The 19920-nt window shown below is 46.9% G+C and carries 27 protein-coding genes and 1 pseudogene; 3 read left to right on the forward strand and 25 right to left on the reverse strand.

The annotated features are described in order from the left end of the window. The 5 genes from JGK07_RS15630 to JGK07_RS15650 all read right to left on the reverse strand — a co-directional run bounded on the left by JGK07_RS15630 (position 1) and on the right by JGK07_RS15650 (position 3241). Positions 1-447, reverse strand: coding sequence for a DMT family transporter (locus tag JGK07_RS15630; RefSeq protein WP_293242472.1), 447 nt, complete (start codon positions 445-447; stop codon positions 1-3). Between the two features lie 18 nt (positions 448-465). Then, positions 466-1530, reverse strand: a complete 1065-nt coding sequence (locus JGK07_RS15635) for an NADH:flavin oxidoreductase/NADH oxidase (protein WP_293242475.1) — start codon at positions 1528-1530, stop codon at positions 466-468. Positions 1531-1664: 134 nt separating this feature from the next. Next, entirely contained in the window at positions 1665-2282 is a 618-nt protein-coding gene (locus tag JGK07_RS15640; protein WP_293182522.1) for a glutathione S-transferase N-terminal domain-containing protein, read from the reverse strand. A gap of 10 nt (positions 2283-2292) precedes the next feature. Then, the gene (locus tag JGK07_RS15645; protein WP_293182524.1) at positions 2293-2538 is read right to left on the reverse strand and encodes a hypothetical protein; all 246 of its coding nucleotides are present in this window, start codon (positions 2536-2538) and stop codon (positions 2293-2295) included. Next, positions 2504-3241, reverse strand: a complete 738-nt coding sequence (locus tag JGK07_RS15650) for an SDR family oxidoreductase (protein WP_293242478.1) — start codon at positions 3239-3241, stop codon at positions 2504-2506. Before JGK07_RS15650 ends, JGK07_RS15645 begins: the two co-directional genes overlap by 35 nt. A gap of 176 nt (positions 3242-3417) precedes the next feature. Between JGK07_RS15650 and JGK07_RS15655 the strand changes: the two genes are divergently transcribed. Beyond that, the gene (locus tag JGK07_RS15655; protein WP_293182528.1) at positions 3418-4341 is read left to right on the forward strand and encodes a LysR family transcriptional regulator; all 924 of its coding nucleotides are present in this window, start codon (positions 3418-3420) and stop codon (positions 4339-4341) included. 5 nt (positions 4342-4346) lie between these two features. Here JGK07_RS15655 and JGK07_RS15660 read toward each other — a convergent pair whose 3' ends face one another. The 7 genes from JGK07_RS15660 to JGK07_RS15690 form a co-directional block, all read right to left on the reverse strand. Continuing rightward, entirely contained in the window at positions 4347-4646 is a 300-nt protein-coding gene (locus tag JGK07_RS15660; RefSeq protein WP_293182530.1) for a GNAT family N-acetyltransferase, read from the reverse strand. A 24-nt stretch (positions 4647-4670) separates the two neighbouring features. Further along, complete coding sequence (locus JGK07_RS15665) at positions 4671-5147, reverse strand: ester cyclase (RefSeq protein ID WP_293182532.1); 477 nt, start codon at positions 5145-5147, stop codon at positions 4671-4673. Between the two features lie 74 nt (positions 5148-5221). Continuing rightward, positions 5222-5782 carry a DM13 domain-containing protein gene (locus JGK07_RS15670; RefSeq protein ID WP_293182534.1) on the reverse strand — a complete coding sequence of 187 codons (561 nt, stop codon included), beginning with the start codon at positions 5780-5782 and terminating at the stop codon, positions 5222-5224. 22 nt (positions 5783-5804) lie between these two features. Continuing rightward, positions 5805-6818, reverse strand: a complete 1014-nt coding sequence (locus tag JGK07_RS15675; RefSeq protein WP_293275015.1) for a DMT family transporter — start codon at positions 6816-6818, stop codon at positions 5805-5807. Between the two features lie 182 nt (positions 6819-7000). Then, positions 7001-7354, reverse strand: a complete 354-nt coding sequence (locus tag JGK07_RS15680) for a cupin domain-containing protein (protein WP_293192196.1) — start codon at positions 7352-7354, stop codon at positions 7001-7003. Between the two features lie 15 nt (positions 7355-7369). Beyond that, entirely contained in the window at positions 7370-8074 is a 705-nt protein-coding gene (locus tag JGK07_RS15685) for a DUF4079 domain-containing protein (protein WP_293182540.1), read from the reverse strand. A 70-nt stretch (positions 8075-8144) separates the two neighbouring features. After that, positions 8145-8522: a hypothetical protein gene (locus tag JGK07_RS15690; protein ID WP_293182542.1), complete on the reverse strand. Its 378-nt coding sequence runs from the start codon at positions 8520-8522 to the stop codon at positions 8145-8147. A gap of 85 nt (positions 8523-8607) precedes the next feature. On the opposite strand from JGK07_RS15690, the gene JGK07_RS15695 reads away from it, so the two are divergent. After that, on the forward strand, positions 8608-9525 hold the full coding sequence (locus tag JGK07_RS15695; RefSeq protein ID WP_293192200.1) for a LysR family transcriptional regulator: 918 nt from the start codon (positions 8608-8610) through the stop codon (positions 9523-9525). Positions 9526-9672: 147 nt separating this feature from the next. On the opposite strand, the gene JGK07_RS15700 is transcribed toward JGK07_RS15695, so the two are convergent. The 12 genes from JGK07_RS15700 to JGK07_RS15755 form a co-directional block, all read right to left on the reverse strand. Next, positions 9673-9906: a hypothetical protein gene (locus JGK07_RS15700; RefSeq protein WP_293225985.1), complete on the reverse strand. Its 234-nt coding sequence runs from the start codon at positions 9904-9906 to the stop codon at positions 9673-9675. A 94-nt stretch (positions 9907-10000) separates the two neighbouring features. Further along, positions 10001-10264 carry a hypothetical protein gene (locus JGK07_RS15705; protein WP_293225987.1) on the reverse strand — a complete coding sequence of 88 codons (264 nt, stop codon included), beginning with the start codon at positions 10262-10264 and terminating at the stop codon, positions 10001-10003. Positions 10265-10335: 71 nt separating this feature from the next. After that, positions 10336-10605 carry a hypothetical protein gene (locus JGK07_RS15710; protein WP_293225989.1) on the reverse strand — a complete coding sequence of 90 codons (270 nt, stop codon included), beginning with the start codon at positions 10603-10605 and terminating at the stop codon, positions 10336-10338. Continuing rightward, a complete protein-coding gene (locus tag JGK07_RS15715; RefSeq protein WP_293225991.1) occupies positions 10602-10820 on the reverse strand; it encodes a hypothetical protein in 219 nt (72 codons plus the stop codon). Before JGK07_RS15715 ends, JGK07_RS15710 begins: the two co-directional genes overlap by 4 nt. A 46-nt stretch (positions 10821-10866) precedes the next feature. Then, a complete protein-coding gene (locus tag JGK07_RS15720; protein ID WP_293225993.1) occupies positions 10867-11058 on the reverse strand; it encodes a hypothetical protein in 192 nt (63 codons plus the stop codon). After that, the gene (locus tag JGK07_RS15725; protein WP_293225995.1) at positions 11048-11641 is read right to left on the reverse strand and encodes a TetR/AcrR family transcriptional regulator; all 594 of its coding nucleotides are present in this window, start codon (positions 11639-11641) and stop codon (positions 11048-11050) included. Before JGK07_RS15725 ends, JGK07_RS15720 begins: the two co-directional genes overlap by 11 nt. A 36-nt stretch (positions 11642-11677) precedes the next feature. Next, positions 11678-12121 carry a hypothetical protein gene (locus JGK07_RS15730; protein ID WP_293225997.1) on the reverse strand — a complete coding sequence of 148 codons (444 nt, stop codon included), beginning with the start codon at positions 12119-12121 and terminating at the stop codon, positions 11678-11680. Between the two features lie 170 nt (positions 12122-12291). Further along, a complete protein-coding gene (ndhD1, locus tag JGK07_RS15735; RefSeq protein ID WP_293226000.1) occupies positions 12292-13878 on the reverse strand; it encodes a photosynthetic/respiratory NAD(P)H-quinone oxidoreductase subunit D1 in 1587 nt (528 codons plus the stop codon). Between the two features lie 508 nt (positions 13879-14386). Then, positions 14387-16432, reverse strand: coding sequence for an NAD(P)H-quinone oxidoreductase subunit 5 (locus JGK07_RS15740; RefSeq protein ID WP_293182562.1), 2046 nt, complete (start codon positions 16430-16432; stop codon positions 14387-14389). 123 nt (positions 16433-16555) lie between these two features. After that, positions 16556-16774 (reverse strand): hypothetical protein, encoded by a 219-nt coding sequence (locus JGK07_RS15745; RefSeq protein ID WP_293182564.1) that lies wholly within the window; start codon positions 16772-16774, stop codon positions 16556-16558. Positions 16775-17048: 274 nt separating this feature from the next. Further along, positions 17049-17426, reverse strand: coding sequence for a thioredoxin domain-containing protein (locus JGK07_RS15750; RefSeq protein WP_293182566.1), 378 nt, complete (start codon positions 17424-17426; stop codon positions 17049-17051). Positions 17427-17471: 45 nt separating this feature from the next. Continuing rightward, positions 17472-18185, reverse strand: a complete 714-nt coding sequence (locus JGK07_RS15755; RefSeq protein WP_293182568.1) for an NnrU family protein — start codon at positions 18183-18185, stop codon at positions 17472-17474. A gap of 301 nt (positions 18186-18486) precedes the next feature. On the opposite strand from JGK07_RS15755, the gene JGK07_RS15760 reads away from it, so the two are divergent. Beyond that, positions 18487-19491: a LysR family transcriptional regulator gene (locus tag JGK07_RS15760; protein WP_293226003.1), complete on the forward strand. Its 1005-nt coding sequence runs from the start codon at positions 18487-18489 to the stop codon at positions 19489-19491. Positions 19492-19698: 207 nt separating this feature from the next. Here the strand turns inward: JGK07_RS15760 and JGK07_RS15765 are convergent. Then, positions 19699-19920 (reverse strand): annotated as a pseudogene (locus tag JGK07_RS15765) (hypothetical protein); the annotation flags it as partial.

A 19920-nucleotide genomic window follows, 5' to 3' on the forward strand; every position in this document is an offset into this window, starting at 1 on the left:
TTATTGAGTGGCAAGCGTAACGCCAATGAGGAGTAGGATGGCACCGAATGCTTTTTTCAGCGTGATGGGATCTTGAGGAGAGTCCAGCACGCCAAAATGGCTAACCGCCAGTGCCATCAAAATTTGTCCGGCCACGAATAGAACAAAAAATCGTCCAGCACCTAATTTGGGAATCAAAAATGTAGACCCAAAGACTAGAAAAGCACTGATAACCCCACTCAGGTAAAGATAGCTGGGAACCTCTCGAAGTCGAGAAACAGTGCCGAAACTGCCTGTGAATGAAAAGAGCAAAATAGTAGTTATTGCGCCCAACAGATAAAACGGAATATTTGCCAACAAAGTAGAGCCAACATATCTGGCAACGACTCCATTCATCGGCAAATAGACTGAGGTAATCACGCCCATGACGAAAGCGATTAGCCAAAACAGAAGGGATTGCATTGACATTGAGATATCCTCAGGAAATTACCATGCTCTTTGATATTGCTTAGGATATGGGTGATGATCGACCCGTAATTCCTTGGCAGCACGGTGGGGCCAGTACGGATCGCGTAATAGCTCCCGAGCCAGCAACACCATATCGGCTTGCCCAGTCCGGATGATTCGATCGGCTTGTTCGGGGGCAGTAATCATTCCCACCGCAGCCGTTGCGATCCCTGTGTCCTGCCGAATGCGATCGCTAAACGGCACTTGATAACCTGGCCCAGTCGGAATTTTAACCCCAGGAATCAATCCCCCTGTTGAACAATCCACTAGATCGACGCCAGAGGTTTTGAGAATTTGGCTCAAGGCAATGCTTTGCTCTAAATCCCATCCCCCTTCTGCCCAGTCGGTGGCTGAGATTCTGACCCAGAGCGGCAAATGGTCGGGAAGGATGGCGCGCACTGCCTGGACAATTTCGACGAGTAGGCGAACGCGCCCTGCAAAACTATCGCCATAGCGGTCTGTGCGATGGTTACTCAATGGCGACAAGAATTCGTGCAATAAGTAACCGTGGGCAGCATGAATTTCGATCACCTGAAAGCCTGCGTTAATGCTTCTTTGCGCTGCTTGGATAAAAGATTGTTTAATCGATTTAATTCCTTCAGGGGTGAGCGCGGTTGGGACTGGACTCATGTCATTAAAGGCGATCGCACTTGGTGCTACGGGTTGCCATCCTCCTTCAGCCTGGGTTAGGGGATTGCCGCCAGCCCAAGGAAGAGCACAACTGGCTTTTCGCCCTGCATGGGCTAGTTGTATCCCTGGTACCGCACCTGCTTCTTGAATCAGCTTGGCAATTTTGGCGAGCATCGGAATGTGTTCATCAGCCCAGATGCCCAAATCACCAGGGGAGATTCTACCCTCAGGCTTAACCGACGCTGCTTCAGTAAAGACTACTCCTGCGCCCCCTACAGCACGACTGACTAAATGAACCAAATGCCAATCACTCGCCAGTCCATCTTGGCTAGAGTATTGACACATTGGGGAGACACCAATGCGGTTACGAAAGGTCACGCCTCGTTGTTGAAAAGAATCGAACAGAGCGGTCATAGTTTATCCCAAGTTTGGTTGATTACCTGTAACAAAGCGCCGTTGCAATCTACGTCTGATCCCTGATAACCGTGCTTCTTACGTTGAAGCATATTGTCTTGAGAGAACATGATCAATCTCCGGATCGATCGTGTTCAAGCTAAAGCGGCGATCGCATTTTGGATGGCTGGACGCTGCTCTAAAGCGGCATACCAGCGCTCCACATGGGGCGTATCTGCAAAGTCGATACCGGCAAATTCTCGCCGCCAAATCCAACCGAAATTCGCAATGTCAGCAATGGAATAATCGCCTGCTAGATACTCGGTTGTGGCTAGCCTTTGATCGAGAATTTTTATTGTGCGGATGGCCTCATTGTGAAAGCGCTCGATCGCCGCCGGAATTTTTTCGGGGGCAAGTTTCTGGAAATAGCCCGACTGCCCGAAACTCGGCCCCAGACTGGATGCATGGAAAAACAGCCACTCGAAGCAACGAATTCGCCCAACTTGATCCTCTGGGATAAATTTCCCCTGTTTCTCAGCCAGATAGATCAAAATCGCTACTGATTCAACAATGACGATGGGTTGGTGACCCGGACCATCACTATCAACAATTACCGGCACTTTTCCATTGGGATTGAGGTTGAGGAATTCGGGCGTTTTTTGCTCGCCTTGACGAATGTTGACGGGTTTGACAGTGTAAGCCAGCCCCAACTCTTCCAATAAAATTGGCACTTTGATACTATTCGGGGTTGCCCAAGCATAGAGATCGATCATGACCTGACTCCTAGAATTGGTTGAATATGGTGTTTTGATTCATGAATTGTTCGCGGGTGATAACCGCCAATGCTTCACTCGGCTCTAGACGATTGCGATAATCAGCATCAATGTGAGCGAGTAAAATCTTGCCATTCGGAGCGATCGCAAACGTAGCAGGAATTGGCAGTTGCCAATCAGAGGTGCCATTGACATCGGGAAAACGGACAATCAGCTCCGACCTATTGAGGCATCCAACCCGCGAACTGTTTTTCAACCGCTTTTAAGGGTTCGGCGATCGCAGAAAATACACTCTGAGAGACTGGATCGGGATAGACATCCTCCAGCCCTGCCTCAACTGCTTGCAAAACCGCTTTCGCGACTGCGATCGGTTCCGCTTTATCTCCAGGCACCCCGGCAGCCATGGCCGTATCAACGGGGCCAGGAAAAACACCAACCACTTGTGTGCCTTGATTGGCCAATTCGGCCCGAATATCTTGGGTTAAGGAATTGACAGCGGCTTTAGAAGCACTGTAGGAACCAAACACAGGCGCATTCGCAACCGATACCACTGACATCATATTGACGATCGCGCCGCCACCATTGCGTTGCAAAATCGGAGCAAAAGCCCGCACCATCGAAAGCGTACCAAAGTAATTGGTATTCATCTCCCACTGCGCCGTTTCCACGCTGTTGGCGGTAAATAGCCCACCAGAGCCGATCGCTCCCGCATTATTAATCAGCAAGGTAACATCTTGAGCGGTTTGAGCTGCTGCATTCACTTGATCGGCATTGGTCACATCTAACGCTATAGGAATAATCCGATCGGGGGCGATCGCAACTACCTCGTTGAGTGTTTCCAGGGTGCGCGCAGTTGCATAAATGCGACGAGCACCGGCTTGCACCAAGGCTTCGACATAGGCTTTGCCAATCCCGCGATTTGCACCTGTGACGAAAGCAACTGAGTCTTGGACGTTCATAATCATCTCCTGAGTGAAGCGTGTAAGTTAATCGTGAGAGCTTTTACAGGAAAGCCTTGTGCCGTCTAGGGTTGGGCTGCTTTGCTTTCCATGTCTCTCATTTTGATTCATTTCAATTCGTTTGATAAGACTGGAAAATAGAATATAATTTATTCGTATCTGGAATAAACAAAGTAATGGATCGCCTCGACTGCATACAAAGTTTTGTTCGGGTCGTTGAAACGGGGAGCTTTTCTGCCGTTGCCCGCGAACGCGACACCACCCAGCCCACCATCAGTAAGCAAATTGCCGCCCTGGAAGATTACCTGGATGTGCAACTATTGACCCGCTCCACCCGTAAGTTGCAGTTGACGCAAGAGGGCGAACGATTCTTTCAACATTGCCAGGAAGTATTGGATGCGACGGCTGCCGCTGAAGCCAGTGTTGGGCAACGCCAAAAGCCGGTTGGCACACTGCGGGTCAGTTGCCCTGTAGCGTTTGGGCAGTATCAAGTCATGCCTTGTGTGCAGGGGTTTCTGGAGCGTTACCCGGACATTCGGCTCGATCTGATCCTGAGCGATCGCTTTGTGGACTTGGTGGAAGATGGCATCGATCTGGCCATTCGGATTGGGCAGGTGAGCGATCCATCTCTGATCTTTCACCGGATTGGCATCACCCGTCGCGTCACGGTGGCCGCCACATCCTATTTCCGCGATCGCCCAGAACCTCAGACCCCTGAAGCATTAGTGGATCACAACTGTATTGTCTATACTCGTCTGGCAACCGGCAACGAGTGGCACTTTCAACAGCCCACGGGAGGCACGACTCAGGTTATTGTCAAAGGTAATCTACAGACTGATAATTCTGCCGCTATTCGGCAAGCTGTGCTGTCGGGCGTAGGGATTGCCGTTTGCCCCGTTTGGCTGTTTGGTGAACTGCTCACCGCTAACTGTCTCAGCGTAATTCTCAAGGATTATCAACCGACCCCGTTGCCCATTCATGCCGTCTATCGGCGGGGACGATTCGTCTCAGCAAAAGTGCGTTGCTTTATCGACTATCTCGCGAATGAGTTCAAGTTTAATCCGTGGATCTCAGACGATGCTGTTAAACAGTCAGCATAACGCTCTTATTGAGTGGCTTTGAGCCACGTTATGCCCATTGCACCGCGTCCTTGCTGCTGACGATCGGGGTGGACGGCAATTAGATATAGATTCCACGTCCCCTCGGTCATTCGTTCCGGCGCAACATAGGCGACCCCCACCAGCCCGTCGTCATCGTCGGTGAGCCAGATGTCTTGGCTATTTTTGCCGTCGAAGTGGTCTGCCAGCATGAGGGCGAGTTCTTCGGTCTCGTGCGGCTCGAATCCAATTGCCTCAACTAAGGCGATTAATGCAGTCGTGTCATCGGGCGCGATCGATCGAATCATAGCAAACTCCGTGGGTATGCAAATCTAGGCAGATTTCTGAAACAGTTTAGACACAGCACCTCTCAAAATGTGCGGTATTAGCTTTGGCCCAGGCAAGAATACAATCCCTAACTGTTGCATTAATCCCAGTGCATCGCCCTGGCCCCAATGCTCCACGATTTTGCCGTTTTCGACTCGATCGATGTGCATAACAGCTAAGCTAATTTGTTTTCCCGTGGGTGGCAAACCTTGAAATTCTCCGAGGTGTGTTGCTGTGAATTTTCCGCACGTCACCACTTTATCACCTGCAACTATGACCTCATCAAAAACGTGTTCACCCTGACTGAAAGCTAGATAAAACGACATCCCGAACTGCTTGAACTCCTCCCCGTTTAATGGCTTTGGCATTCCGGCCATGCGAGCAATAAAATTCGGCGCTAACAGTTCTAAGGCTTGTTCCATTTTGCGATCGTCAAAAGCTTTGTAGAACTGGAGAACGATTGCTTTGTTTTGGTCAGTCATTCGACTTTTGATTTTTGATTTTTGATTGATTCCACGGATAAATCCTCTTTCTTGTAGCATCAAGAAATTATTGGTCAGAGCCTTGCGGAACTCAATCTCTGAAGTCTGGCAGCACCAAAGGTGGCATTGAACTTGCGACACCAAATTGCCGCCGAAGCAAAATCTTCTGAGTTGATGCTGGCAGGAATCACATAGCTTTGAGCACCGCTGTATGACTTGAGTGGCGCGATCGACACATAGTCCCCTTTCTTGATGGGATAGGCTGGGGGAACTGTCGAGCCAATAACATCGGGCGATTTGTGCAAAATCACGACCAAATCAGGACCAGACGTTGAGGTTTGAAATGCTCGATCGAGTTCCAGAATGCGCTCATCCCCTTTCTGGACAATGCGGGCAGTGCCTTTTGTGGGGTGTTCGCCATCGACAAAAGTGCCAGAAGTTAGAACTTTTGCGGCTTGAGCCCTTGCGGGTGTCGTCACTGGCTTAGTTGGAGGGGAAGCTGCCACAGGCGTTGGCATTGTTTCAGAAGTACCGGATGACGCAATAGCAGTTCGATCGCCAGCGGTTTTGATGCAGCCGATCGCAATTGTTGACACAAAGGTAATACTAGCAAAGTTGAAATAGCGGCGTTTCATAAAAAGCTTCCTCCTTAAAACATTAAACTCCCCGGAAACCGATCGCCGTTGACATTGCCTCGCGAGGACTGGGGTTAACTAATTCTCGATTTATTTTAGCCTCATATAGGTTGCCAATAAAACCCAAGACAATCCCCACAAACAACAAACTTCCCCCTAAATATTGAGCTAAAGTAGGAGCTTCCCCTAAAATTAAATATCCCATAACTATAGCTGCAATTGGATTAAATAAACTAGCTAGGTTGAGTTCTGTTGAAGTCGCATTTTTTAAACCAGCCAACCAACATAATTGACCCAGGACGACAATAACCGCCGCATAGATTATCATCCATTGCCACAGAAAAGGAGATAACACTTCTGCAAAATGGTTTGGCCCGTAAAGGAGATTAGCCAATAGGAAAAAAATTACCGTCCCCAGAATATTGCGATAAATTGTAAAAATTCCCAAGGGAATCGATTGTAATTGCAGTTTACCAACGACGGTAGCAATGGAACCAATGATCGCTGCGATCGCCACACAAATTTCTCCTATTCCAATTTGAAATCCAGCCATCGTCATCATCGGCCCTGAACTCCCTAAAAAAGCAGTCACTATCACCCCAGCCAAGGAAACCAGAGCCCCTGCACTTGCCCAAAAATTGACCCGCGATCCCAACAGCCAAACACCCAACACCAGGGTTAAAATTGGTTCGATACGCCCAATTAACACGATATTAGTAATATTTGTCTGTCCGAGGGCTTGAAAAATTAACGCAGGAACGATCGCCCCCGACAAAATACCTGTAATGGTTAAACTAATCCAATCTTTACCAGTCAAAGCTTTCAGAGTCTGCGGTTGCCAATCTTGATGAAAAATTAGAGTCATTAACCCCAAAGCACAGATATTACCCACAAATAAAACATTGCACAGTGAGATGGGATTTCTGCCATCGATCGCATGATTTTGACCAATCTCAACTATTTTTTTAGTAACAGAATTAGAAGTTGCAAAAATCAAAACAGCTATGCCAAGATACATCGGGGCAGGAACTTTCATTAAAATTATATGCACTTTATTGGCAACTTTCATTCTTTTTATTGATGTTGATTTTATAAAATGAATTCAGGCAATAATTCAAAAATTTTAAACGAACCGCGAAGACGCGAAGAACGCGAAAAACCGAAACAGAAGAGAGTTTCACGACTCATTTAAACTATAAAACTTTACATTAAATTAGTTTAAGGTGATGCCTTTTCATAGCCAATTTGGGGAGCAGAATAAATGGAGATAAACACAGCATCTTCACTATTGTCATTCACTGCACCATGAATCTGATTTTTGTCTGCGATCGCAACTTCACCAGCATTCAAGCTTTGGCTTTGACCATTCCCTAAATAATACGTCAAAGCGCCCCGTAGCATCACCCAGGTATCTTGTCCATCCGGGTGACAATGAGCTTCTACAATTTGCCCAGGCTTGACTCCCCAAATAGCGATACTAGCATTTTTAGTCTTAATAATTTCAGTCACCGTAGCAGATTCATCCGAGAAACGCACATCAGCTTCCAGGGGAAAAACTCTTGATTTCATCATTTGAAAATTACCGTTTTATTTGGGTTGCGGACAGGTTTTATTGGTGAAATCACATTGATAAATGTATTGTGATTGCCAATGGAGGGGAATCTCTAGTAAATCTCTTGTACCAGTCATTCCCTGACCGATAAACAGCAGTAGAGCAAAACAATTGAGAATAATATGAGCGGTGCGCCAGCGATTTTGTCTATCCTGATAAATATCTTGGACAATCGCCACTGAAAAAATCATTAATAAAGCGGCTGTAATACCGTAGTAGTAATGGGAAACAAACCATTCATTATCTCGACGAAAGATTTCTGGTTGAAACCCTAAAATCATCAATCCCATTCCCGTAAAAGTGGCAAAAATGCCTCGCCATAGTTTAACATTTGCCTTAAATAGTAGCGTGAAAGAAGCAATGCTTAACAGGAAAATGGCGATGACAAAAAAGACTCGAAATGGTTCTTTAGTAAGGGTGTCGTTACTGAGCATTTTTGAAAAAATGGGATAGGCCATTCCCAGTAGGGCAACCCCTACAACTGAGCGGCTCAACCAACTACCGATCGCTACGTGCTCGGAACCTACTACGGGCGGAATTTTACTTTTTTCGCCACCGGCAACTTGCAGACGACGTTGACGGGTGAGTAGGGCGCGATTCACCACAATGCCGATTAAGGGAAAAACCACGATAATGGCGATCGCCGGATGTAACAATGCAAAGAAGTCTTGAAGTTCCATGTTAAATATCCATTCAATTATATATATCGCGAATTTTCCCTTACTTACACTCAGCAAGGGAACAGGCAAATTACTTCACTTCAGCGGCGGGAAAACTCGCTACTCTCCCTTGTTTCACAGCGACAACAACATCAAAGGTTGCACAGTAAGAGAAGGTAACATTGTTGGCCTTGTTGTAGAGATTGACCACCATGCCTGCCCCACCGGGTTGTACTCCTAATGGTAATAAATCACCATAGAAAAATCGTCGCAATTGGTCGCCACTACCAACTTGTCCTTTACTTTTAGTAATAATCTGGATCTTTTCCTGAACCGTTATTTCCGGGGCTGCTATTGCCGTATTTTGGAATTTTGGCAAAAAGCTATGTACAGCTACATCTCCCGCACTGATAGCGCTAGCAATAGCGAGGGTGGCGAACAGAGGACTGAGGGATTTGAGTTTTAACATCTTCGTTTTTTGGTGAGAATGGTTGATGCGAACATCATCATCTATTTCAATTTTTTTGAGAAGGAGGCATAATAGAATATACTATATGCCATTTTGGAATAGGTACGGTATGGATCGAATTGCCTGTATGCAGACTTTCGTTCGGGCGATCGAAATGAAGAGTTTTTCGGCCGTAGCGCGGGAACAACAGACGACGCAACCGACAATTAGCAAGCAAATCGCCGCTCTGGAAAAATATCTGGGGGTACAATTAATCACTCGTTCAACTACCAACTTGAGTTTGACTGAGGAGGGGAAAAGATACTATCAATACTGTCAGCAAATTTTGGAAACCGTCGCCGAAGCGGAGGCCAGTTTAACAGGAAAAGAACGAGCAACAGGTATTTTGCGATTGGGCTGTCCCGTGCTGTTTGGGGAAAAGCAGATTGTCCCCCGTTTAAAAGCCTTTATGAAACGCTATCCCGATGTCAAGATCGATCTGATGATGGCCGATAGTTTTGTGGACATTGTAGAGAATGGATTAGACCTGTTGATCCGCATTGGTAATCGTCCCGATAGTTCCCTGATTAGCCATCGCATTGGCACGACTCGCCGCGTCACAGTGGCAACAACAGGCTATTTTGAGCAAGCGGGAGAACCTCAAACACCGGATGATTTAGTGGATCGTGATTGTATTGTCTATACGCATCTGTCAACAGGCAATGAATGGCATTTTCAAGGAACAGATGGCACTATCAAGGTGCAAGTTGGGGGTTGTTTTCAAACTAATAGTTCTGTGGCGATTCGAGCAGCAGTGTTATCGGGTTTGGGGATTGCGGTAGCGCCGGTCTGGATGTTTGGTGATGAAATTTACCGGGGCGATCTCAAGGTTGTGTTGGAGGATTATCAACCAACTCCGTTACCAATTAATGGGGTATATCGTCGCAGCCGTTTTTATCCAGCAAAAATAACTTGTTTTATTGATTTTTTAGAGGCAGAATTTAAGCTCGATCCGTGGGTTTGAGATTAATTAGTATTCTATTCTCTTCTGGCAATTATAGAAACAAGAACAATTAAGACTAAAAAAGAAAAGGGCGATCCCACCGAATTTTACGGCGATCGATTGGTAATTTTGAAGTCTTGGGTATGACGATCGAGGCACGATCGGTTCCTAAAAATTCTCAACTCCACCTTCTAGTTCATTCAAGTCATCTGCCGTTAAGGGCGATCGAGCGCTATGGCGGACATACAATACATAAACCGTAGTATCTCGAATCGCAAACAAGACTCGGTAAATGTTTTTGGATTTACCATAAAGCAACTGTCGAACTTCTTCAGGGAAAATCTCGCTTTCAACGGCTCGCGCCACAGCGCCGAGGTTTTTCTGGGAGTGTGGCGATTTCATTCATCAAGCCTCGAAACCAGCGGCAAAATCGGGATTTCGCTCCCGATACCAGCGGTAGGCTTGCTCAATCTCAGAAGAGGCGATCGCGGTAATTTCAACCTGAAATGTCATATTTCTGCTGCATTTCTTGGATAAAATTTTCGATAGGGCGAGTAAGTCCGGCGTTGAGTTCCTGGAAGCCTTGCTGAATACCTGCAATTGTTTCCAATTGATCGATCAGTTGGCGCAGTTTAATTGGATCGATTTTGTTTGGATCGAGAAAGGTGACTAGAACTTGAGAGCGATCGCTAATATCTTGTGGTAGCGAGGCTAGCTGAATCTGCCCATTCTGATAAATGCCTTCGATGGTTTTTAGCATGAGTTGCAGTTTGGTTAGTATTCTTTTCTATTCTAGCAAGTAAAGTTAAATTCAAGTAGATGAAATAACCATTACAACTGAGATAGCAACCTGTCGTAGTCTGCGTGTGAACCAACCCAAAACCAGATTACAGTATCTCCATCCAATTGACCAACGGCTCGATAGTTGTTGCTGATTCTAGCAGAGTAGATTGGTAACTCTGAATGCACTTTTTTGAAACGCAGACTGGGATAACTTGGGTTTTCCTTGAACTGGCGATATGCCTCGCGTGTTTGCTCTTGAACTTGTTTTGGCAGTGCGGCAAAAGATTTACGGAATTCGGCTGTAGTACGAGACTTCACAATGTTTCTGGATCGAGTTCTTGGGTTTTACCTGCGTGATACTCAGCCATTGCGGAGGCTGCAAGTTTAGCAAGAACATCGGGAGAACTCGCAAATGCTCGATCCCATCTTAGATCGTCTTGAAGTTCTTCTAAAATCATTGAGGCGATCGCATCTTGCTCACTTGCAGACAAGGTTTTCAACTTAGCGATCGCACGATCGAGTAACTCAGTCATGGCTAGCACACTCTTAGCATCAAAATGGCATCTTATCTATTATTGCTTATTCTTGGCAAGTTGAGCGAATCACAACTTGCCAGGACGCGATCGCCCTTTCCAAAGAGCGCACTCTTCGTATAACAATAAGGATAGAAACCCGCAAGTGCGATCGCAATACCGAAATGGAGAGCGATCGACCTACTGGTAATTTTAAAGTATTGGGTATTGCGATCGAGCGTTGGGCACTACAACTCATCAATCGTCAAAGCCAAGCCCGTCCATAATGCCTCAATCGCATCAGAGATAGCCCGATCTGTGTCAGTAGATTTATGTAAGCCGATATTTTCCGACAACGCAAGGTTATGTAAGTATGAGAGTAAAAGTGTTGCTGACGACGCAACATTGTCTTTGCGAATTCGCCCTAATTCTGCCTCAGCATTCAGATATTCTGTCAGCTTACTGCCAAGTTGTATCCCAGGCATGGTGTGACGTTTCAGAAAGGTTTGCAAATCGAAGGATGGATGGCTGATGAGGGATAGAAAAACTGGCATCACCTCGCGGAAATAGACAACAATCTGCAAACTCACCGATTTAAGGTTTGCAGTTACCTGTTTTTTACCGGGCTGAACGCTGAATATTGCCTCAAGCTGCACGGACGGTGGCACCATCGCAGCAAAGAAGAGATATTCTTTCGTGCCAAATCGCTGAAAAATAACCGCCTCAGAAATCCCAGCCATTTTAGCGAGAGTTCGTGTAGAAGCTTTTGCCCCCTCCTTGAGAAAGAGCGATCGCGCCACCGCTAGAATTTCTTCATCTGTAACGGTTTTATGGCGTGGCATTGAATTTCATTTAGGTTTAGGTCTGTTTGAGCGGGTTCACAAAACAATACCGTGTTCTCGGCGAATTTCGATTATGGACTGTTGCTTGAGTTTGGAAAGTTCCTCGATAGCTAGCCTTTTTTTCATGCGTAGGCTCTTGAAAATGATGCCGATGATGCGTGGAAGGGATACAAACCAGATGCCGATCAACTTGAGATGCCCAATACCAGACAAAACATTGCGATGCTCTTGGTTAGCAACTGCGCGATGCATCTCACTGATTTTTGCTGTTGTAGCAAAGACCATCCATATGTGGGCAGCAATTTCGTCCTGAATAGAAGTGTCGCAATTAAACAAGATGTGTACTGCATCATGTTGCTCGAATGCTTGCGTTATTTCCGCCGACATTTTATTTGTCATGTCGCTTTCGTCTGATGCACGCAATTTTTGAATCGCCTCGCCGAGGGTAATTGAAGCCCCCGAACCAAAATGCTCATTCATGGCAATGTTCCTCTCTTTTATAGCCTGACAAACAATATAAGCAAGCACTTGCTAACTTAATCATATCGCAGTTGCAGTCTCATACTCCGATCACCCCCCAAAAAAACATAAAACCCCCAAACCCTTTGATAAATTAGGTTTGGGGGTTTTATTCCTCGCATCAGTTCAAATTACAACTTACTAAGCTCGATCGCCGGAGCACGCAGAGACACAGTTCGATCCGCAGCAGCCTTAGCCACTAGAGATGGCACTGAATCCCGCAACTTTGCAGTCAACTGAACAGTCGTCGCATCGTAAACCTGAGTCAGCATCTTCGGATACAAACCAATGCCAATAATCGGCACTAACAGCGCAGCAATAATAAACACTTCTCGCGGTTCTGCATCCACCAACTCTTCGTGTTCCACCAATTCCTTATTCTCAGAACCGTAGAAGATTTCCCGCAGCATCGACAGCAGGTAAATCGGAGTCAAAATTACGCCAACAGCAGCCAGAAATACCACGCAAACCTTGAACACCGGATTGTAAGCGTCGCTGGTTGCAAAGCCTACAAATACCATCAATTCTGCGACAAAACCGCTCATTCCCGGCAAAGCTAAAGATGCCATAGAGCAAGCTGTCCACATGGCGAAAACCTTACGCATTTTCTTGCCTACTCCGCCCATTTCGTCGAGCATGAGGGTGTGCGTGCGATCGTAAGTGCAGCCTACCATGAAGAACAAACTGGCCCCGATCAAACCGTGGGAAACCATTTGCAGCATAGCGCCGCTCGTTCCCAAATCGGTAAACGAAGCTATCCCAATCAGCACAAACCCCATGTGGGAAATTGAAGAATAAGCAATTTTGCGCTTCAAATTCCGCTGAGCAAAGGAGGTTAAGGCGGCGTAAACAATGTTTACTACACCCAAAATTACTAAGAGGGGTGCGAAGGTAGCGTGAGCATCCGGGAGCATTCCGGCATTCATCCGCAGCAAGGCGTAGCCGCCCATTTTCAGGAGAATTCCTGCTAGCAACATATGGGCGGGTGCGGTTGCTTCGCCGTGGGCGTCAGGGAGCCAAGTGTGCAGGGGAAAAATTGGCAGTTTGACGCCGTAGGCTATTAAAAATCCTGTGTACAGGAGCAATTCTACATTGGGGGCGAATTCTTTGGCTGCGATCGCCCGCATATCGAAAGTCACTGTATCGCCATAAAACGCCATTGTCAGGGCGCCAACCAAAATAAACAGCGAACCGCCTGCGGTGTAAAGGATAAACTTAGTTGCTGCGTAGAGGCGCTTTTTGCCGCCCCAGATTGACAAAATCAGGTAAATCGGGACTAATTCTAGTTCCCAAACCAGGAAAAACAGCAACATATCCTGTACGGCAAAAACTGCGATTTGCCCGCCGTACATTGTCAGCATCAAAAAGTAAAATAGCTTTGGTTTAAGTGTGACTGGCCAAGCTGCTAAAGTCGCCAGGGTAGTAATAAAACCTGTCAGCAAAATCAACGGCATTGACAAACCGTCAGCACCGACTGACCAATTTAAATCAAGTTGCTGCACCCAAGTATAACTTTCTACCAGTTGCAAGTCTGGATTGCTGAAGTCGTACTGAGTGCAAAAAGCGTAAACAAGTAGGGCAAAATCGATCAAACCCACAATTAGTGCATACCACCGCACCGTCTTGCCATCCTTATCGGGAATCAAAGGAATTAGCAAGGCCGCAGCAATGGGAAACAGAATTGTTGTTGTTAACCAGGGAAAGTTAGCTGTATCCATTGCGTTTTAAAATTATCCATCAATTATTAGGTTTAAACACATTTTGGCGATTTTGGTCTAAATTTTATACTTTCTTTATACGAAACTATTTTTTTTGTAATGTTTGCGACGATTTGTGCGATCGCACAATTTGAGTTTAATCAAAGATTTATTTCTATTGGCTAATTGTCAATTCTGAGTTATTGAGCTAATACCCGTTCTTAAAATATCTTCTGGTGGGAAATGGCAATGCCCTTCTTCGTGTCAACTTAAGCTGTCAGTCCACCAGGGAATTCATATCGTTTCCGGTTGGATCGGAATGATTTAACCACAGAGAACGCAGAGAACACAGAGGGAGATAAGAGAGATGAATACAGGACGATGAAGAGTGGATATGATATCATTCCCTGTCGGACTCTCGGTTTTACCTTAAGTTGAGACTCACAGGCAATGCCGTTGCCCTACCCGGAGGAGACGGCATTGCCGTTGCCCTACCCGGAGGACACGGCAATGCCGTTTCCCTACAGATTTAACCTACTCCAGAAACGATCGCAAAACCCAGAACTGCGACAAACACAATCAGGGCATAAAATTGAGCGCGACCGTTTTCAAAGTATTTCAAACCTTCGCCCGTAACCAGGGTGAGAAACCCTGTCAGGTTGACGATACCATCGACGACTCGCAAATCCACTTCCATGACTTGCCGCGCTAAACGGCGGCTGCCTTTGACGAAGAGAACCTCGTTGATATCGTCGAGATACCACTTGTTGAGGGAGAACTCGTAAAGTGGTTTGATTTTTTGGGCGATCGCACCAGCATCGATTTTCCGGCTCAAATACATCAGAGAAGCCAAAGTAATGCCCAACAAGGCAATACCTACAGAACTTCCGCCCATGATTAGAAATTCCGTCAAATCGAATTCAGCGGCGTGTGCCAAAACTTCTTCCAGAGACTCCCCTGGCGCACGCACAAACTGCTCGAAATAATTGGCAAACGGCGTACCGAGAAAACCGATAAACACAGAAGGTACAGCCAACAACACTAACGGCAGAGCCATTGTCAGAGGAGACTCGTGAGGAAAATGGTCGTGTGCGTCATGATTTTCGCCAGTTGATGCCAATTCCTTAACGTTCATCGCCCCAGGGCCGAAAACCAAACCCGGTTGGAGAAGTTGTTGCTTGATGGCGTTGTTATTGCCCCGGAATTCGCCCTCAAAGGTGCTGAAATACATCCGAAACATATAAAACGCGGTCATCCCCGCAGTCACCCAACTCACAGCCCACAGAGCGGGATTTGCATGGAAAGCTTGGGCGAGGATTTCGTCTTTTGACCAGAAACCTGCAAAGGGCGGAATGCCACAGATTGCTAAGTTTCCGATTAAAAAGCAAGTAGCGGTAATCGGCATATATTTCCGCAAGCCGCCCATGACTCTCATGTCTTGAGCGAGGGCGGGGTTGTGCCCGACGACATCTTCCATGCCGTGAATGACTGAACCTGAACACAGGAACAGCATTGCTTTGAAGTAAGCGTGGGTCATTAGGTGGAAGAGTCCGGCACTGTAGGCGCCGACTCCCATTGCCATCACCATGTAGCCCAATTGGGAGATGGTGGAGTAGGCTAAGCCTTTTTTGATGTCATTTTGGGTAATTGCGATCGAAGCACCCATGAATGCTGTAAAACAGCCGGTGCAGGCGATCAAATTCATGACTGCGGGCAGTCCTTCAAATACTGGGTACATCCGAGCGATCAGGAAGACGCCGGCTGCTACCATTGTCGCGGCGTGGATTAGGGCTGAAATTGGTGTCGGGCCTTCCATTGCGTCTGGAAGCCAGACGTGGAGAGGGAATTGAGCTGATTTGGCTGCTGGGCCCAAAAATATCAGGACTCCGAAGATGGTTGCGAGAGTTGCGCTCAAAGCACCGGATTCGACTAGGGAGTGCAGCCGTTCGCCCATTACGTCAAATTCAAAGCTGCCGGTGGCCCAGTAAATGCCGAGGATGCCCAACAGCAGGCCGAAGTCGCCGACTCGGTTGGTGACGAAGGCTTTTTGGCAGGCGTCCGCAGCGGGTTTGCGATCGTACCAAAATCCGACTAGCAGGTACGAGCACATACCTACCAGTTCCCAGAAAATGTAAATCTGAACGATGTTCGGGCTGATTACTAGACCTAGCATTGAGGCGCTGAAGATGCTCAGGTAGGCGTAAAATCGCACGTACCCGTCATCGTGTGCCATGTAGCCGTCGGTGTAAATCATCACCAAAAAGGCGACCGTGGTGACGATCGCCAGCATTACCGACGTGAGGGGGTCGATGATATAGCCCATGTTCAGCGAGAAGTCCCCAGCAGAGGCCCACTGAATGGTTCGGGTGTAGGGTGCGTGGCCCTGTAGTTGACTCCACAGCAATGCGAAAGACATTACCGCTGACCCTCCGAGGGTCGAAAGGATTAAAATCGCATTCGCTTGTCGGAGTTTGTTGGTTGCCTGGTTAAAGGTGATTAAGCCTAAACCTACTAGCATTGCGCCTGCCAGTGGCAGGACTGGAATCAGCCAGGCGTATTGATAAAGCGGTTCCATGACTGATAGGTAGTTTAAAGTTTCTACTAGATATTGCCAAAACTGTTAATAATTGTGACACACGCTTGCGCGACTGGGCAGAAAGACTCTCTACAATTCTTAAGTATTGCCGATCGACAATCCTTAAGAATTGCTGCTTGTGTTGGCGATCGATCTAGTTCGCCTTAAATCTATGCCAAAAGATAGATAGACAAATGTCGCAGCCCTGTGATTCCAAGACTGCGACATTGATTTTGGATCGGATGGTCGATCGATAAATCGGGAATTCCCAATGCTTTCTACGCAAGAGGCGAATGCTTTGTGACGCTCCCACACTAATTGCAAGCAATATAGTTTGGGCATCTGAGTCCTGTTAAGGATATCAAGATCTTCCTTCGGGGTACTCCAATTTGTTTCCCTCTACAGCATTTTCAAGTGAGGAACACGTCCAGCCCCACTGTCTGTCTAATTATATCGAAGATTGTCCATTTCAGTGATGATGGCCTAAGAGCCCTACGGGATTGGTCAACCACCCCACCTCAATCAACCTAGCTTTCATCCCACACCAATCTGTAAACGATATAGTGTGGGGATTCCCGCCGATCTAGCTAAACAAGAGCCCAATGCTTTTGAAATGTTACCTGTTCAATGCTTCCTGAGGTTGTAAGCGTTGAGTCTGGGGAGAATTCTGAGTGGCGAGCATCCAGGAATCCAGAGTGCGTCGCAGTTCCTCGCGACCTTGATAATTTTCAAATCTAAATAGAACTCGATCGCCCTCAAACAAAATCAGTGTGGGCAGACTGCTCAGTCGGTAAGTATTTGCCAACTTCAAACTTTGATCGGCATTCACCCCTAGGAGCTTGACTTTTCCTGCCCACTGTGCTTCAAAACTTGTAAGCGTGGGGTCGATCGCGCGGCACAAACCGCACCAAGGTGCCCAAAAGTGAACTAAAACGGGGGTAGAGGCTTGAAATACCTCTTGTGCAAAAGTGCGTTCGCTAACCGACAACACCATGATCCCTCAAAATTTAATAATTTTTTTTCTATCCTAGGGATCATGCTACCAGTATATGTTCGCAGTGACACGCATCAGAAAAGGATGAATTTTCCACAGCAGGCCTGTAAAAATGACTACGCCTAGGTAGGAAGGGCGCAGGAACTCAAGCAAGTCAAGGGTTTGACGCTTTTGCAGGATTGCCAAAAATGGAATAATTGAGGTTTGAGATTTGATGGTTTCAAAGGATTCGCCAAAACGAGCCCGCAGTCGGCTGTCGCCGTGCCACACTCCGAACAGGTGGTGAAGTATCAAACCGATGGAAGTGACGAGGGTAAAGCTAGTACCAATCCAGAGGGTGTGGGCTACGCACCAAATCACCTGTCCCACCATTTGCGGGTGACGGGTAATGCGAATGATCCCGGCTTGGTAGAGGTGAACTTCCGGCTTTTGGATGGCGGCAATTTCTAGGAGGTTGAAGGTTGCTGGGTACAGAAACAGAAAGGAAATTGCCGACAGTATCCAAACCACTGGTTTAACTCCGGGCGCGCCCTGTACTTGCCAAAGTTGCACGCCGTCGTAGCGGTGGTTGAAAAAGTAGACAACCAAAATCACCGCCAGCGGCAAACTGACAAGGGCAAACAAAACGCGGTAAAGTCTCGGCCCGATAAGCTTTTCACCTTTTGGGCGGAGGGCTGCTAAACCGCTGTGGGCGATCGCAAAACCAAATAAAAGTCCGAGAATAACTAAGTGGGAGTCAAGCGCTAAGTCGATCGTCATTGCAAATATTAAGAAAAGTTATTGATTCGCGGCCAAATTGTGTCACAAAGTATCTATGGGAGCAATTGTCAGTTGACGGTTGGCAGTTGTTAGTTGTTAGTTGTTAGTTGTTAGTTGTCAGTTGTTAGTTCTCAGCAGTCAACCGTCAACTCTCAACTGCTTTCCTGACAACCGTCAACCGTCAACCGTCAACCGTCAACTCTCAACTGCCAAATGCCAACTGCCAAATGCCAACTGCCCACTGCCCACTGACAACTGCTTTCCTGACAACTGACAACCGCTTTCCTGACAATTTAGATATATGTCTGACCTTCCTTTCACTTTAGACCAGTTACGCATTCTCAAGGCGATCGCCTCTGAAGGAAGCTTCAAACGCGCCGCCGACAGCCTCTACGTATCCCAGCCAGCAGTTAGCTTGCAAGTGCAGAACCTAGAGAGACAGTTGGACGTGCCGCTGTTTGACCGGGGGGGGCGGCGGGCTCAACTGACCGAAGCCGGACACCTGCTGCTGAGTTACGGCGAGAAAATTTTATCGCTTTGTCAAGAAACTTGTCGAGCTCTCGAAGACTTGCAAAATCTCCAAGGCGGTACTTTGATTGTCGGCGCTTCTCAAACCACGGGGACATACTTGCTACCCCGAATGATTGGGATGTTTCGGCAAAAGTACCCCGATGTAGCGGTACAGCTTCACGTGCATTCGACCCGCCGCACGGCGTGGAGTGTGGCCAACGGGCAAATCGATTTGGCAATTGTTGGCGGAGAAATCCCTACCGAACTTGTAGAAGCTTTAGAAATTGTTCCTTACGCTGAGGACGAACTGGCTCTAATTCTCCCTCCGTCTCACCCGATGGTACAACAAGAAAGCATCGAAAAAGAAGACCTTTATAAATTGCAGTTTATTTCCCTCGATTCGCAGTCTACTATCCGCAAAGTCATCGATCAGGTACTGACTCGCTGCGGCATTGACACGCGCCGCCTGAAAATCGAGATGGAGCTCAATTCCATCGAAGCCATTAAAAATGCTGTTCAGTCCGGGTTGGGCGCTGCTTTTGTGTCGGTTTCGGCGATCGAAAAAGAGTTGATGATGGGCGTCTTGCACAAATCTAAAATGGACGAAGTTTTGGTAACTCGGATTTTGTCGCTGATTTACAACCCCAACCGCTACCGTTCTAAAGCAGCAGAGGCTTTCAGCAATGAAATTTTGCCAACATTTGCTACTTATTCGAGTACCCAGGAAAAGAAAAAACCTCCGGCGATCGATTTGGGACTGATAGAAATAGCAACTCCCAACTCAGGGGGAAGTTGATTTATTAAGTTGCTGGCCCTCAGCAGTTCGCGCGTAGTTTAGAGATTAAAATCTGGTTTGATAATCCCTGGTAAAATTAGCAAATTGGGAATCGCGAATCGCGAATCGAGAATCGGTAATATCATGTCCGAGCGATGGCTTATATTTATTGCGAGTGCGAGCGTCTATAGCGAACGAGCGAGACGCTCGCACTGAAATGATAACTGATTAACCGGACATGATATAATTGGCTTTTTTGATGCCAAAACCTAATACCAAAACTAGATTAAAGAGGGTAAAATAAACTGGGATTAGTATTAAAAAGTTTGACCACCTAGAATTAGGAATTAAACCAATTCCCAATTCCCAATTCCCAATTCCCAATTCCCAATTCCCAATTCCCAATTCCCAATTCCCAATTCCCAATTCCCAATTCCCAATTCCCAATTC

It is taken from the genome of Microcoleus sp. PH2017_24_DOB_U_A (assembly GCF_020738205.1).
Classification (GTDB): Bacteria; Cyanobacteriota; Cyanobacteriia; order Cyanobacteriales; family Microcoleaceae; genus Microcoleus.

Coding starts and splice junctions, on each gene's coding strand:
- JGK07_RS15695 (WP_293192200.1), top strand. CDS start 8,608: ATGCCATTTTGGAATAGGTACGGTATGGATCGAATTGCCTGTATGCAG.
- JGK07_RS15690 (WP_293182542.1), bottom strand. CDS start 8,522: ATGTTAAAACTCAAATCCCTCAGTCCTCTGTTCGCCACCCTCGCTATT.
- JGK07_RS15760 (WP_293226003.1), top strand. CDS start 18,487: ATGTCTGACCTTCCTTTCACTTTAGACCAGTTACGCATTCTCAAGGCG.
- JGK07_RS15655 (WP_293182528.1), top strand. CDS start 3,418: ATGGATCGCCTCGACTGCATACAAAGTTTTGTTCGGGTCGTTGAAACG.
- JGK07_RS15750 (WP_293182566.1), bottom strand. CDS start 17,426: ATGGTGTTGTCGGTTAGCGAACGCACTTTTGCACAAGAGGTATTTCAA.
- ndhD1 (WP_293226000.1), bottom strand. CDS start 13,878: ATGGATACAGCTAACTTTCCCTGGTTAACAACAACAATTCTGTTTCCC.
- JGK07_RS15670 (WP_293182534.1), bottom strand. CDS start 5,782: ATGAAACGCCGCTATTTCAACTTTGCTAGTATTACCTTTGTGTCAACA.
- JGK07_RS15685 (WP_293182540.1), bottom strand. CDS start 8,074: ATGGAACTTCAAGACTTCTTTGCATTGTTACATCCGGCGATCGCCATT.
- JGK07_RS15650 (WP_293242478.1), bottom strand. CDS start 3,241: ATGAACGTCCAAGACTCAGTTGCTTTCGTCACAGGTGCAAATCGCGGG.
- JGK07_RS15730 (WP_293225997.1), bottom strand. CDS start 12,121: ATGAATGAGCATTTTGGTTCGGGGGCTTCAATTACCCTCGGCGAGGCG.
- JGK07_RS15660 (WP_293182530.1), bottom strand. CDS start 4,646: ATGATTCGATCGATCGCGCCCGATGACACGACTGCATTAATCGCCTTA.
- JGK07_RS15635 (WP_293242475.1), bottom strand. CDS start 1,530: ATGACCGCTCTGTTCGATTCTTTTCAACAACGAGGCGTGACCTTTCGT.
- JGK07_RS15640 (WP_293182522.1), bottom strand. CDS start 2,282: ATGATCGATCTCTATGCTTGGGCAACCCCGAATAGTATCAAAGTGCCA.
- JGK07_RS15700 (WP_293225985.1), bottom strand. CDS start 9,906: ATGAAATCGCCACACTCCCAGAAAAACCTCGGCGCTGTGGCGCGAGCC.
- JGK07_RS15675 (WP_293275015.1), bottom strand. CDS start 6,818: ATGAAAGTTCCTGCCCCGATGTATCTTGGCATAGCTGTTTTGATTTTT.
- JGK07_RS15720 (WP_293225993.1), bottom strand. CDS start 11,058: ATGAGTTGTAGTGCCCAACGCTCGATCGCAATACCCAATACTTTAAAA.
- JGK07_RS15745 (WP_293182564.1), bottom strand. CDS start 16,774: ATGCCCAAACTATATTGCTTGCAATTAGTGTGGGAGCGTCACAAAGCA.
- JGK07_RS15665 (WP_293182532.1), bottom strand. CDS start 5,147: ATGACTGACCAAAACAAAGCAATCGTTCTCCAGTTCTACAAAGCTTTT.
- JGK07_RS15725 (WP_293225995.1), bottom strand. CDS start 11,641: ATGCCACGCCATAAAACCGTTACAGATGAAGAAATTCTAGCGGTGGCG.
- JGK07_RS15680 (WP_293192196.1), bottom strand. CDS start 7,354: ATGATGAAATCAAGAGTTTTTCCCCTGGAAGCTGATGTGCGTTTCTCG.
- JGK07_RS15705 (WP_293225987.1), bottom strand. CDS start 10,264: ATGCTAAAAACCATCGAAGGCATTTATCAGAATGGGCAGATTCAGCTA.
- JGK07_RS15740 (WP_293182562.1), bottom strand. CDS start 16,432: ATGGAACCGCTTTATCAATACGCCTGGCTGATTCCAGTCCTGCCACTG.
- JGK07_RS15715 (WP_293225991.1), bottom strand. CDS start 10,820: ATGACTGAGTTACTCGATCGTGCGATCGCTAAGTTGAAAACCTTGTCT.
- JGK07_RS15630 (WP_293242472.1), bottom strand. CDS start 447: ATGTCAATGCAATCCCTTCTGTTTTGGCTAATCGCTTTCGTCATGGGC.
- JGK07_RS15755 (WP_293182568.1), bottom strand. CDS start 18,185: ATGACGATCGACTTAGCGCTTGACTCCCACTTAGTTATTCTCGGACTT.